Genomic DNA, 12,602 nt, shown 5'->3' on the forward strand with positions numbered 1-12,602 from the left:
GGAGGAATTAGCATGTCTGGTGTACATGGAGGCTTCACATCGACGGGTGCCATCCTGGTCCTGTTTATTCTTCTGGTCATCATAACTAAAGGATTTTTGTACTAATCCTAACCCAACACCGTAAAAAAACCGCCAGGATTCGTGCTCCCGGCGGTTTTTTCTGCGATTTACTGCTCCTGCTATGCAAGGAGCAAAGCTCACTTTTTATTTTCACCCTTACGCCTGATCAGCCGCAAGCTCCGCTTAATACTCTCGGTTCCTGCAAAGCTCAACGTTCCTGCCAAAATAGCGTTATGAAGCAGCTTAAGCCCCACATTGTATGTCAGCATGCCGATTACGATTTCAATTAGGATGAAACGCCTAATATCTGCTGAAGTAATGACGTATACTTTAAAGGTTTGGACGCGCAAGCAGCAATCACCTCAGGAATGGTATTTATTAACCTACCCTATGATGCCGACAGATTGTCTCATTCATCATGCTTGGAAAGCTGCCACTGTTATGCTTATGTTGAACCTTTACATGCTATTTTGTATGGCACGTCATTATTGCAAATCTGTCCGTCGATAAGTGCGAAGCAGCTCCAGCTCGCCTTCTGTCAGCTCGCGGTAGCTTCCCTCTTCCAGCTCAGTGTCAAGCGCCAGAGGGCCCATGGCCACTCGTTTTAAATGAACAACCTGTTTGCCTACTGCCTCAAACATCCGCTTCACCTGATGGAATTTCCCTTCCATAATCGTTAGCGTAATCATCGACATAACGCCAGCATCCGTCTGTTCCTGACTCCGTACATTCAAACGGGCAGGCATCGTCACATACCCATCATCCAGCTCAACGCCCGCAGCGAACTGATCCTGATCGGCACGGCCTACATTGCCTCGCACGACCGCCTCATACGTTTTGGGCACATGCTTGCGCGGCGACAGCAGCTCGTGGGCTAGCTGTCCGTCATTGGTCAACAGCAGCAGGCCAACTGTATCCTTGTCCAGACGTCCGACCGGAAAAGGCTGGATCGCTTGATCTTCATTTTCGAGCAAATCGATGACCGTCTCGTCTTTGCGATCCTCCGTGGCCGATACGACTCCTGCTGGCTTGTTCATCATAAAATAAGCAAATTCCCGGTAATTGACCTGCCGTCCTTCAAACCTGACCTCATGCATTTCGGGATTAATGATCATGCCGCTATCCTTGACTACAGCTCCGTCAACAGTAATGAGCCCCTGCTTCACGAATTTTTTAATTTCACTTCTCGTGCCGTTGCCCGTATGGGCCAACAGCTTGTCCAGCCTTATTTTTGCTGCCAAAACGATCTCTCCTTCAAATATCTGCTTCCCTCTTTATGCAACAAACCCCCAAAGGCGCTCGCTTGTGCGCCACTGGAGGTTTGTTATTAGCTTTGCGTACCTTTCTTCGCCCGCAAAACCGCCGCTTCAACGTCTAGAGCAAGCTGCTGGAGCCCAAACAAATCCTCCTGCTCCCACATTTCATTAAATTTCATCTGAAATTGGGCTGCCTCCCGGACACGGTGGTAAAAATAAAGATCCTGTATCGTGCTGAGCACTTTGCTGACAACATTCGAGCTTTCCTCGAAGCCGCGCTGCGCATCCAAAATTTCATGGCGAATGCTCGACATCTCCTCATCTAGGGATGAGGCTGCCTCCGCCGCCTTTTTGAGACGCAGACGCACGTCCTCAGGCAGGCTTTCCTTATATTTATAGTTCAGCGAGTGCTCGATCGTCGCCCAGAAATTCATCGCCAGTGTGCGAATCTGAATTTCTGCCAATACTTTTTTCTGACCGAGCGCCGTTTGGACAGGATATTCCACGATCATATGATAGCTGCGATAACCGCTATCCTTGTAATTCGTAATATAATCCTTCTCATTCACAAGCCTTAAATCTTTGCGCGAACGAATTAATCCGGCAACCCGGTGAATATCATCGACGAACTGGCACATAATGCGAATGCCCGCAATATCCTCAATCCCTTGCTCCAGCTGGTCCGCTGGCACATGCAGCCGCCTTGCCTTCTCCAAAACGCTCGAAACCTTCTTCACTCGGCCTGTGACAAATTCAATTGGCGAATAGGATTCCCGCCTTTTCAGCTCTACGCGCAGCGTTTTAAATTTAACTTTGAGTTCTTCAACTGTTTGCTCGTATGGCTGTAAAAATAGATTCCAGTCTCGTCCATCCATCAGGGCCGCCTCCTCATCTTATCTATGGTCTGCGCCGATAGCCTCCGTTATGCTGCGGTAGCCATCTTTGCGCAAGCGCTCTTTCAAGCCGCTGGTCAGTTCACGCAGCAAGCCTGGGCCCTTATAGATTAAGGCCGTATATACTTCAACCAACGAGGCCCCAGCGCGGATTTTATCGTATGCATCAGCGGCAGTGAAAATGCCTCCCGAGCCAATGATCGGCAGCTTGCCCTCCGTCTGACGGTAAACTGCACGAATAACCTCCGTCGATCGCTCGCGCACTGGCACGCCACTGAGGCCGCCCATTTCCCCAGCGTTCGAATGAGTAAGTCCAGTGCGTGACACGGTCGTATTCGTCGCAATAATGCCGGAAACGCCGCTGTCCTTAATGGTTGCTACCGTCAGCTTAAGCTGCTCATCCGTCATATCCGGAGCTATTTTGACTAGCACTGGCTTCGCGCTTTTACCTGATTTCGACGCCTGCTGCCTGATTTCCTCCAAAACGGTATCAAGGAGCAGTCTCAGCTCATCCCCATGCTGCAGCGCACGCAAGTCCGGCGTATTAGGCGAGCTAATGTTGACGACAAAAAAATCTCCCTGCCCATACAGCGCCTGAATGCATAAGCGATAATCCTCATGCGCAAGCTCATTGGGCGTTACTTTGTTTTTTCCAATATTGACAGCGAGCGGGATGCGGTGTATTTTGCGCTTATTCAGCCGCTCTGCCATCGCATCAACGCCATCATTATTGAAGCCCATCCGGTTAATCAGCGCTTCATCTGGCGGAAGACGGAATAGTCTCGGCTGCTCATTGCCTGGCTGGCTTTTCGGCGTTACCGTTCCTACTTCCATAAAGCCAAAGCCTATGCTGGAAAATCCGTCTGCCGCCTTCGCGTTCTTATCCAGCCCTGCCGCAAGCCCGATCGGATGCGGAAAATGAATGCCGAATAAATCCACGGCAAGCTCCGGCGTCTCATTTACCCCGTACATCGCATGCATGATGCTCGTCATGCCAGGTACGCGCCCAGCAGCATGCAAACCATCGATAACCAAATGGTGGGCTTTCTCTGGATCCATTCGAAAAAATATCGGCTTACCCAATGAAGAATAAAGCAATTACACTCACTCCGATCTACAATAAATGTCCTACCCAATAGTGTAGCGTTTTTGCCCAGAAAAGAAAAGGGCAATACTGCTCCTTTGTTATTGCGGCTCTTTCCGAAAACGATTACAATATGACTATATTCCTTACTTATTAGAAAGAGGTTGATTGCCATGAGTTCACCCAAACGCAAACCACCCACAGTGAAAGCAAAAGCGCCAGAGGAAGTTAATAAGAAAGCACTCGTCTGGATAGGTGCTGCTGTTGGAGTTGTCATTGTCGCCGTCACCGTCTTGTTGTTGGTTAGCGGTTAATCAGCCCAGCCAGTGATACACTTTACCGGGATTCGTCTCGTCCTGACTCGGATTCAGCTTGAAGCGCTCCTTGGATTCCGAAATTTCGGACGGCAGAGTCCCGTTTTTAATTTTTACGACCGTCCCCATCGGTACCAGATCAAACAGCTCCTCTACATCCTGCTTCCCCATCCGAATGCATCCAAGCGATTCGTCCTGACCGAGGCTATCCGGCTCATCCGTGCCATGGATGGCATAAAGCGTACTGGAAAGCGTCATCCCCCGGCTGCCGAACTGGCCATTATCGCGCCCATTTGGATTTTTCACTTTCTCGCTAATATAAAAGCTGCCTTCTGGCGTTTTATCCCCGCCAAGCCCCACCTTAAAGCTGCGGACGATAATGTCGCCACTTACAACCGCAAGCCTGTGCGTTGACTTATCAACGACGATTTCGAGCGGCTTGCGCCAGGTTTCATCCACTCCGCCGGCTAGTTGATCCGAATTGCTTTGCAAAAACTTCGATTGACGTTGACTTGAATCAGTCTGCGGCTTTTCACCCTCATCTTTTTGCTGCTGCGCAGGCGGTTTCGTCCCTGACTGATCCGTTTTCATTGCAGCAACTAGCGGCTTAAACATCTCCTTCATGCCAGATGCGTCACCAGCCAAAACATTGTTGGGATAGGGCTTAATGAGATCATCAAGCTTTTCCGGCCACTTCTCGTTCATCCGCTTGTACTGATAGATGGCGCTGGCAAGCGTCCAACGAACCTCCTGTTGCTCGCTCCAAGCCATGAACTTCGTTTTCACCGTAGAAGCATCAGTCGGCTTGCAGCTGCATACTCCGCCATCAAGCATCTTAACTTCCATCGGTACATAATCGGACTGCTGCTCCACCGACATCAGCAGCTTGCGATTGCCTGTCCATTTACGCCAGCCTTCCTGCTCTTCCAGCTTGACTACAGCCGCTTCAGACGGCCGCTTGGACCAGGACAGCAGCTCTTCCCAAGCGCTTCCAATTGGATTGCGCTCACCCTTGTCCGTCAACACAACGCCGAAGGTTGGATCAATGGGTGCATCGATAATAGCATTCGCTTCTGCCGCAGCGAGATCAGCCAGCTGGCTTGCGTTTGAAGGCATAACCATTAGCAGCAGCACAAGCGAAATCGCTCCCATAATCGCGCGGCGAATCGTCCGTTTTTTACGCTGCTGGCGATTCCATTCCTCCAGCATTTCCTGCGGGCTTTCGGCCAGCGGATGCGGCTTGCGCTCAAACGCCTCGTAAATTTCTCCTGCTTGAATGAAGCAATAATTCGCTTTCGCCGTTTTATCCAGCTGTAAATATTGCTTGCCCAGCAAATACCACGCCATTTTATTGTCAGGATGATTTCTAACATATTGCTTTAGATAGAGGTTATCCTCTAATTGCTCCATCATTAACCCCCCTCAAAGTCCAATAACACTATATCGGCAACATTTACCTTTTTTTTGACTCAAGCGTAAACGGCTTTGCCATCCTTCGGTGGCAAAAGCTCGTTTCGCGTAGAAATAGAAGCATAATGATAAGCGGCAGCCTTATCCTTCCTTCTATTTCAAGCGTAAACGGCTTTGCCATCCTTCGGTGGCAAAAGCTCGTTTCGCGTAGAAATAGAAGCATAATGATAAGCGGCAGCCTTATCCTTNTCTTCTATTTCAAGCGTAAACGGCTTTGCCATCCTTCGGTGGCAAAAGCTCGTTTCGCGTAGAAATAGAAGCATAATGATAAGCGGCAGCCTTATCCTTCCTTCTATTTCAAGCGTAAACGGCTTTGCCATCCTTCGGTGGCAAAAGCTCGTTTCGCGTAGAAATAGAAGCATAATGATAAGCGGCAGCTTTATCCTTTCTTCTATTTCAAGCGTAAACGGCTTTGCCATCCTTCGGTGGCAAAAGCTCGTTTCGCGTAGAAATAGAAGCATAATGATAAGCGGCAGCCTTATCCTTCCTTCTATTTCAAGCGTAAACGGCTTTGCCATCCTTCGGTGGCAAAAGCTCGTTTCGCGTAGAAATAGAAGTCTTAGGATACGCGGCAGCTTTATCCTTTCTTCTATTTCAAGCGTAAACGGCTTTGCCATCCTTCGGTGGCAAAAGCTCGTTTCGCGTAGAAATAGAAGCATAATGATAAGCGGCAGCCTTATCCTTTCTTCTATTTCAAGCGTAAACGGCTTTGCCATCCTTCGGTGGCAAAAGCTCGTTTCGCGTAGAAATAGAAGCATAATGATAAGCGGCAGCCTTATCCTTTCTTCTATTTCAAGTGCAAACGGCTTTGCCATCCTTCGGTGGCAAAAGCTCGTTTCGCGTAGAAATAGAAGTATTAGGATACGCGGCAGCCTTATCCTTCCTTCTATTTCAAGTGCAAACGGCTTTGCCGACCTTCTATTTAAAGCCCTCTTCGCACACAAAAAAACTCCCGAACTACGCAGTGCAACTTCTGCATAGTTGGGGAGTTTAAGTTTAAGCTGGGTTTAGTTGAAAGGCGCGTCCGCGATTTTAATCGAATCCGTCGGGCAGCCGTCTACTGCATCTTGCATATCGTCATAAAGATCTTCCGAGATTGCAACACAGCCTTTATTGCCGTCGTTGCCGAAAATCACCTCTGCCAGACCTTCATCATCGTAATCATAAATGTCAGGAGCCGTTGCGCCGCATGCGCCGCATGCAATACAAGTATCCTTTTCTACCCAAGTGTACTTAGCCATTCAAAATACCTCCCATAAAGTGACGGAATAATGCCGCTATATAGCTTGTCTTCCGTTAATGACATCATAATAATAAAGCTTCATTCATCAATATATACCATCATTCAGCCTTTGGCAACCTGACACTGCGATTAAAAATCTTCCTTTTGCAGCGAAGTGCCCCGCAACCGCTTATTGCGAATAAGTGCGGAAGGATCATCGCTGAGCATCCCCGCCGTTAGCACCGCATCCTCGCCAAACTTGTCCCGCAGCAAGTCCATCGCCTTTGTCAGCGCTTCCTTACGCGGCTGCTCCTCATAATTGAACAAATCCAGCTGGACCGCTGTATCCACCTCAGGCGACAAATTTTGCAGCGTAACTCCCAGCAGCCTCACCGGCTCTCCCTCCGGCCAATGCTTGTCGAACAAGCGGCACGCTTCCTGAAAAATATCTTCCATCGCATGCGTTGGCGAGCGAAACGTATTCGAACGGGTGATGGTCGTCATATCCGGCCTGCGAACCGTAATTTGCACCGTAAGCGCCATCAGTTTTTGCCGTCTGAGCCGCCGTGCTGTCTGATCCGATAAATTAAGCAGAACACGGTGAATATCTTCCCTTGCGATAAAATCCTTCGGCAGCGTCGTCGTATGGCCGATCGACTTGTTCACTTCCCGCTCTCCATTCACAGGAGAGTGGTCAATGCCATTCGCTGCCCCTTTCATCCACGCTCCAACGACGCCAAACTGCTTAATGAGCAGCCGTTCATCCGTCTGGGCAAGCTGTCCAATTGTGCGAATATTGAGCCGAGCCAGCTTGTCTGCCGTCTTTTTCCCAATGCCGAATAGATCGCCGCACGGCTTGTCCCATAGCAGCTCGGGCACATCCCGCAGCCGCAGCACCGTCATCCCATTTGGTTTTTTCATATCCGAGGCCATCTTCGCCAGCAGCTTATTCGGGGCTATGCCAATGGAGCTGGGCAGCTGCCATTCCGTACGGATACGCTCCTGCAAAACGCTGGCAATTTCCAGCGGCGTTCCGAATATTTTTGATCCGGTTATGTCCATATAACATTCATCTATAGAAACAGCTTCCACCAAATCTGTATAGCTTCTGGCAAGCGTCATGAAACCTCGTGAATATTTGCGGTATAAATGGAAGTCCGGCTGAATAAGGATGAGTTCAGGACAACGTCTAAGCCCCTCCCGCACCGTCATGCCCGTCTTGACCCCAAGCTTTCTGGCAGTGTATGAGCAGGTGACGATAATGCCCTTGCGCAGCTCCACGCTGCCAGCAACGGCTGTTGGTTTATTTTTATATTTATCCGGCTCCTCCGCCTCATGGACAGAGCAGTAGAAGGCATTCATATCCAGATGCAAAATGACGCGGCCCTTCGCCGGATAATGCTCATTCGTATTCGTCATTGTAAGGTTCCACCACCTGCGAGGAGATCCGCCTGAACGCAATGTCTCCACCGTTGTTTATTTGTACTTATCAGCATACCGCTGCCGCTGTAGCAAGTCAATTGAACAGCTGAGAACCGCAAAAGTCACAAGCGTAAACGGCTTTTCGCCGTCCTCTGGCGGCAAGGCTACCGTTTCGAGAGTGAAACTTATACATTCTTATATTTAAAAAAAGTAAGGGCTGCTCTCTACATTCCAGTCAACTAGTGTTATAATAATTCATTATAATTGTAAAGGCTATCAGTGAAGAAGGAGGCCTTCTGGCCATGACAATGAATTTAACTATTTTTGACACGACGCTGCGTGATGGTACGCAAGGAGAAGGCATAAGCCTATCAGCGGAGGACAAGCTGAAGATCGCTTTGAAGCTTGATGCACTAGGTGTTCATTATATTGAGGGCGGCAACCCGGGAAGCAATAGCAAAGATATTGAGTTTTTTGAGCGCATTAAAGCCTATAATTTGCAAGCGAAGATTACGGCATTCGGCAGCACTAGACGCAAGTTCAGTCTGGCTCACCAAGATGCTAATTTGCTCAGAATTAAAGAATCCGGCGTTCCTGCAGCAACGCTTGTCGGAAAGTCATGGGATTTTCACGTACACACCGCTCTGCAAACGACACTTGAAGAAAACATAGCTATGGTCTACGACTCGCTTGCTTTCCTGAAGCATAACGGGATTGAAGCGATGTTTGATGCGGAGCATTTCTTCGACGGCTACAAGCATAACCCGGAATACGCACTGGCGGTGCTGCGCAAGGCACAGGAAGCGGGAACGGATTGGCTCGTGCTTTGCGATACGAACGGCGGCACGCTGCCGGGCGAAATTCATGAAATCGTATCGCGCGTTCGCGCCGAGCTGAATGCTCCTATCGGCATTCATACGCACAACGACTGTGAGCTGGCGGTTGCCAACTCGCTTGCTGCCGTTCAAGCCGGAGCCCGTCAAATACAAGGCACGATCAATGGATATGGTGAACGCTGCGGCAATGCCAATCTTTGTTCGATTATTCCAAATTTGCAGCTTAAAATGGGATATAACTGTTTGCCGGATGACAAGCTGAGCTTGCTAACAGGAACTGCACGATTTGTCAGTGAGATTGCCAACGTTCATATGCCTGTCGGCCAGCCTTATGTCGGCAATGCAGCTTTCGCCCATAAAGGCGGCATCCACGTCTCAGCGATCATGAAGGATTCCAAAACCTATGAGCATATCGCGCCTGAACTCGTTGGCAACAAACAGCGCATTCTCGTCTCCGAGCTGGCGGGCCAAAGCAACATCATCTCCAAGGCCCAGGAGCTTGGCCTCGATGTGAACGCCAACAACGACAAAACGAAGCAAATTATGGAGCGGATTAAAGACTTGGAGCATCAAGGCTATCAATTTGAAGGTGCCGATGCATCGCTTGAGCTGCTGCTTAGAGAAGCTTTTGGCGAGGTCGAAGAAATTTTTACGGTCGAATCCTTTAAAATGCTGGTGGAAAGCTCTCAAGGTGCGCTCCATACTGAGGCGATCGTCAAGCTGAACGTTGGCGGCGAACAGGTTTATACCGCTGCTGAGGGCAACGGCCCTGTCAACGCGCTCGATAACGCCCTAAGAAAGGCACTTGTGCAGTTTTATCCAAAAATCAAGCAGATTCATTTGTCCGACTACAAAGTTCGCGTAATCGACGAGAAAGACGCAACGGCCGCTAAAGTGCGCGTGCTTGTAGAGTCTACCAGCATCGACAACACATGGAGCACCGTAGGTGTTTCCAACAATGTAATCGAAGCAAGCTGGGAAGCGTTGGTTGACGGCATTCGCTACGCCCTGCTCAACATGGGCAAACCCGATGCTATTGATGCCCCAGTAACCGAGCAGCATGGACTAGTAAACCATTAAGTCAGCGCATAATAAGCAACTGTAACGATAATAAAGGGCATTCCTCAAGCCATAAGTAACAAATGGCTGGCAGGAATGCCCTTTTTTTGTGCTGTGATAAAATGGTCGAACGCTATTTTTGGCAAACAGCTCCGATTATGCCGCTTCTTAAGCGCCTATCTCGACGCGAACTGCGGTTTGCCGAGCTTTCAGCCGGAAAAACACGCCCATACTGGCAATCGTCAAAAAGCTGCCAATCAACTGCGCGGTGCCTAAATATTCATTAAGCAGAAAATAAGCTAATATCATTGCTAACACCGGCTCGCCGATAATCGCCATTGAAACGTTCGTAGCCCCAATATGCTTCAACAGCATATTAAACACCAAATGTCCGAATATAGTCGGAATAATCGCCAGCAAGACGAAATACATCCATTCCTGCGCAGCATACCCCGTCAAAGCAATTTGATTGACGAGATTGTAAATGAACATGACTATTCCTGCAATCAAAAATACGATCAAGCTATACAGATTTGAAGGCAGCCTGCCGCTGATCTTTTGCCCAGCTATCATATACACAGCAACCGCCATCGTTCCAAGCAAGGACAATAAATCGCCGAATAATGCCTCACGCGACACCCCGATATCGCCCCATGCGATAATGATGGAACCTAGTACCGCTACAGCCATACAAAGGCTGCCCGCTATCGCCTGACGCTCTTTAAATAGAAGAAACGAGCCTAGCATCACAAAGATGGGCTGCAGCGTAATAAATACCATGGAGCTTGCAACAGACGTAAATTTCAGCGATTCCATCCAAAGCAAAAAATGCAGGCCGAGAAAAAAGCCGGCACAACTTAAAATCATCCACTCCTTGCGGGTTAAACGAATCGTCCGAAACGCCTTCCACGGTATAAGCGGCAGCATAATAACGACGGTAATGAACAGCCGGTACATACCTGCCACCGAGGAAGGAGCACTCGAAAACTTAATAATAATCGACGATATCGCTACAGCCAAAACAGCAATAAGCAGCCATACATAAGGGTGGAGCCATAATTTCTTCTGTTCAGTATTCACGATCTTGCAGGCTCCCTTAATTGCTTATGAATATTTTTCAATGAGACGATCCCACTCCGATAGCGGAATGACGCCATTGATTCTTTCCCGAATTACACCTTTGGAATCAATTAGAAATGTCGTTGGAAAAGTATTCACTTTATACTCCTTCGTGACATCTCCCTCGCGATCCATTAGGATGGTAAATGTGAATTCATGATCCAGGGCGAATTGCCTTGCTGCGCGCTCTTTATCAAACTTGGTAGAATTCACGCCATACATTGCGATTTTATCCCCATACTTCTCATGAAGCTCCTGCAAATCCGGCGCCTCCAGCTCACAGGGACCACACCATGACGCCCAAAAATTCACAAAGCTAAGCTTGCCCTGCTCTCCCCCGACTTTGTACATCTGCTCATCCAGCGCCTGAAGCTCGAATTGCTGAGCAGCATATCCCGCTTTCGGCTTAAAATCCCCGGAAGCAGAAATAATTGCGCTGTCTTTCTCCATATATTGCGAAATAGCCAAGCCAGCCAGCACAAAAGCGACTATAAACCATGCGGACGCCTTCTTCATTTTCCAAAATCCTCCTGCCAATTTCATGCTTTTACCTGCTTCCATCGTAACACGGCCGACAAGATAAGCTCAACAAAAACGCCTCTTCCTTCATTAAACCGTCAAATCTGCCGTGTTTTCCCCTTTTATTTTGGGTTAAAATAAATCAAATCATACCTATACGATATACGATATAGGATTGACGGGAGGGCATTTGCGTGAAGTCGCAACTACTACATATAACAACTCAGGCTTATGATCGGCTCATTGCCTCATGCCTTGAAGCACTTCCTAGGGAAGCCTGCGGCATTTTGACAGGTGAACAAGACATCGGCAAAATAATCGACGTGGCTGCTATTTCCAACGTCCATCCGTCCCCTTCGGCCGCCTTTGCTTTCGCTCCAGACGATTGGGTAAAGGCTTATTACCGCATGCAAAAAAGCCGGCAATCGCTGCTCGGCTTCTTCCACTCTCATCCAACTTCACCCCCTCATCCTTCAACTGCGGATGAGCTGGGCATCCATACGGATGATTTATTGTTGTCTTATTGGATTATTTCTTTGCAGCAGCCTTTGCAGCCTGAAATACAGGCTTATTGCTACATGAACGGATGCTTCCAGCCAGCGCAATGGGCTATCGCTGACTGAGATAAGCATACAGGTCGCCGAGCGTATTTATATTCCGCTCAAAAATACGCAGCAAATACGACTGCCACAATTCTGCCGTCATTAAAGAATCCTCCAGCGCGTGATGCCGCTGTGTAATCGTAATGCCGCTGTCTTCCAGCAAATCATCCAGCGCATAGCTATCACGCTTCGGCTCCAGCCACTTGGCAACCATCATCGTATCCAATACGCGATGGTTTAAGTTCACTTTCGACGTTCGCCATAACGCAGCGTTGAGAAATTGCTTATCATGCCCGGAAGCATGGGCAACGAGCGGCCGCTTGCCGACAAACTCCATGAAATCATGCAGCACCTGCATCAAATCGGGGGCATCCTCTACCATTTCATTCGTAATGCCTGTCAGCTCCACAATAGCCCGGGGAATACGGCGCTTCGGATTAACGAGGCTGTAGAACGTCTCCGACGAATAAATTTCGCTCCCACGCATTAATACGGCGCCAAAGGAAATAATTTCATCGCCATTTGACGGGTAAAATCCCGTTGTCTCCAAGTCAAACACAATAAATTCCATTTCCCTAAGCAGCATGTCAAGCGGGGATTGCTTGCGCTGCTCTTTGTTGACAGAGCGAATAAAAGCCATTTGCTGGGCATTTTGCGATCCCAGCATAGAGGCTATGGCCGGCGTAAAGCCGCCCATTTTATATAAGCTCCACATCCGTCCCACGCCTTTAGGTTCCTTCATAGTC

At 48.8% G+C, this 12,602-nt stretch carries 14 protein-coding genes; 4 read left to right on the top strand and 10 right to left on the bottom strand.

All coding sequences use genetic code 11. The features are described 5' to 3' along the window. Positions 1-12: 12 nt before the first annotated feature. A complete protein-coding gene (locus ASF12_RS33450; RefSeq protein WP_081418580.1) occupies positions 13-105 on the top strand; it encodes a sporulation protein YjcZ in 93 nt (30 codons plus the stop codon). Positions 106-197: 92 nt separating this feature from the next. Here the strand turns inward: ASF12_RS33450 and ASF12_RS03225 are convergent, their stop codons facing one another. The 4 genes from ASF12_RS03225 to ASF12_RS03240 all read right to left on the bottom strand — a co-directional run bounded on the left by ASF12_RS03225 (position 198) and on the right by ASF12_RS03240 (position 3,307). Further along, positions 198-410 (bottom strand): hypothetical protein, encoded by a 213-nt coding sequence (locus ASF12_RS03225; protein WP_056029438.1) that lies wholly within the window; start codon positions 408-410, stop codon positions 198-200. 135 nt (positions 411-545) lie between these two features. Then, positions 546-1,301 carry a pseudouridine synthase gene (locus tag ASF12_RS03230; RefSeq protein ID WP_056029441.1) on the bottom strand — a complete coding sequence of 252 codons (756 nt, stop codon included), beginning with the start codon at positions 1,299-1,301 and terminating at the stop codon, positions 546-548. Positions 1,302-1,387: 86 nt separating this feature from the next. After that, positions 1,388-2,191 (bottom strand): GTP pyrophosphokinase, encoded by an 804-nt coding sequence (locus ASF12_RS03235; protein ID WP_056029444.1) that lies wholly within the window; start codon positions 2,189-2,191, stop codon positions 1,388-1,390. Between the two features lie 18 nt (positions 2,192-2,209). After that, on the bottom strand, positions 2,210-3,307 hold the full coding sequence (locus ASF12_RS03240; RefSeq protein ID WP_056029447.1) for a quinone-dependent dihydroorotate dehydrogenase: 1,098 nt from the start codon (positions 3,305-3,307) through the stop codon (positions 2,210-2,212). 159 nt (positions 3,308-3,466) lie between these two features. Between ASF12_RS03240 and ASF12_RS35160 the strand changes: the two genes are divergently transcribed. Beyond that, a complete protein-coding gene (locus ASF12_RS35160; protein ID WP_172455573.1) occupies positions 3,467-3,607 on the top strand; it encodes a hypothetical protein in 141 nt (46 codons plus the stop codon). On the opposite strand, the gene ASF12_RS03245 is transcribed toward ASF12_RS35160, so the two are convergent. The 3 genes from ASF12_RS03245 to ASF12_RS03260 form a co-directional block, all read right to left on the bottom strand. Continuing rightward, entirely contained in the window at positions 3,608-5,020 is a 1,413-nt protein-coding gene (locus ASF12_RS03245; RefSeq protein WP_081418581.1) for a L,D-transpeptidase family protein, read from the bottom strand. A 1,064-nt stretch (positions 5,021-6,084) separates the two neighbouring features. Next, positions 6,085-6,318 carry a ferredoxin gene (locus ASF12_RS03255; protein ID WP_046229957.1) on the bottom strand — a complete coding sequence of 78 codons (234 nt, stop codon included), beginning with the start codon at positions 6,316-6,318 and terminating at the stop codon, positions 6,085-6,087. Positions 6,319-6,449: 131 nt separating this feature from the next. Next, positions 6,450-7,718: a DNA polymerase IV gene (locus ASF12_RS03260; RefSeq protein WP_056029456.1), complete on the bottom strand. Its 1,269-nt coding sequence runs from the start codon at positions 7,716-7,718 to the stop codon at positions 6,450-6,452. A 305-nt stretch (positions 7,719-8,023) separates the two neighbouring features. Between ASF12_RS03260 and cimA the strand changes: the two genes are divergently transcribed. Continuing rightward, positions 8,024-9,637 (top strand): citramalate synthase, encoded by a 1,614-nt coding sequence (gene cimA, locus ASF12_RS03265; RefSeq protein ID WP_056029459.1) that lies wholly within the window; start codon positions 8,024-8,026, stop codon positions 9,635-9,637. A gap of 147 nt (positions 9,638-9,784) precedes the next feature. Here cimA and ASF12_RS03270 read toward each other — a convergent pair whose 3' ends face one another. Beyond that, a complete protein-coding gene (locus tag ASF12_RS03270; protein WP_056029461.1) occupies positions 9,785-10,696 on the bottom strand; it encodes a DMT family transporter in 912 nt (303 codons plus the stop codon). 24 nt (positions 10,697-10,720) lie between these two features. After that, positions 10,721-11,251 (bottom strand): TlpA family protein disulfide reductase, encoded by a 531-nt coding sequence (locus ASF12_RS03275; protein WP_056029464.1) that lies wholly within the window; start codon positions 11,249-11,251, stop codon positions 10,721-10,723. A 197-nt stretch (positions 11,252-11,448) separates the two neighbouring features. Between ASF12_RS03275 and ASF12_RS03280 the strand changes: the two genes are divergently transcribed. Then, positions 11,449-11,877, top strand: coding sequence for a Mov34/MPN/PAD-1 family protein (locus ASF12_RS03280; protein WP_056029468.1), 429 nt, complete (start codon positions 11,449-11,451; stop codon positions 11,875-11,877). On the opposite strand, the gene ASF12_RS03285 is transcribed toward ASF12_RS03280, so the two are convergent. Further along, on the bottom strand, positions 11,864-12,598 hold the full coding sequence (locus ASF12_RS03285; RefSeq protein ID WP_056029471.1) for a 3'-5' exonuclease: 735 nt from the start codon (positions 12,596-12,598) through the stop codon (positions 11,864-11,866). The two genes, ASF12_RS03280 and ASF12_RS03285, sit on opposite strands and share 14 nt — an antisense overlap. Between the last annotated feature and the right edge of the window lie 4 nt (positions 12,599-12,602).

This window comes from Paenibacillus sp. Leaf72 (assembly GCF_001422685.1).
Classification (GTDB): Bacteria; Bacillota; Bacilli; order Paenibacillales; family Paenibacillaceae; genus Pristimantibacillus.

What these genes read in the sequence shown, in the direction of transcription:
- ASF12_RS03260 (WP_056029456.1), bottom strand. Translation starts at nt 7,718, where the DNA reads ATGACGAATACGAATGAGCATTATCCGGCGAAGGGCCGCGTCATTTTG.
- ASF12_RS03275 (WP_056029464.1), bottom strand. Translation starts at nt 11,251, where the DNA reads ATGAAGAAGGCGTCCGCATGGTTTATAGTCGCTTTTGTGCTGGCTGGC.
- ASF12_RS03245 (WP_081418581.1), bottom strand. Translation starts at nt 5,020, where the DNA reads ATGATGGAGCAATTAGAGGATAACCTCTATCTAAAGCAATATGTTAGA.
- ASF12_RS03285 (WP_056029471.1), bottom strand. Translation starts at nt 12,598, where the DNA reads ATGAAGGAACCTAAAGGCGTGGGACGGATGTGGAGCTTATATAAAATG.
- ASF12_RS35160 (WP_172455573.1), top strand. Translation starts at nt 3,467, where the DNA reads ATGAGTTCACCCAAACGCAAACCACCCACAGTGAAAGCAAAAGCGCCA.
- ASF12_RS33450 (WP_081418580.1), top strand. Translation starts at nt 13, where the DNA reads ATGTCTGGTGTACATGGAGGCTTCACATCGACGGGTGCCATCCTGGTC.
- ASF12_RS03255 (WP_046229957.1), bottom strand. Translation starts at nt 6,318, where the DNA reads ATGGCTAAGTACACTTGGGTAGAAAAGGATACTTGTATTGCATGCGGC.
- cimA (WP_056029459.1), top strand. Translation starts at nt 8,024, where the DNA reads ATGACAATGAATTTAACTATTTTTGACACGACGCTGCGTGATGGTACG.
- ASF12_RS03235 (WP_056029444.1), bottom strand. Translation starts at nt 2,191, where the DNA reads ATGGATGGACGAGACTGGAATCTATTTTTACAGCCATACGAGCAAACA.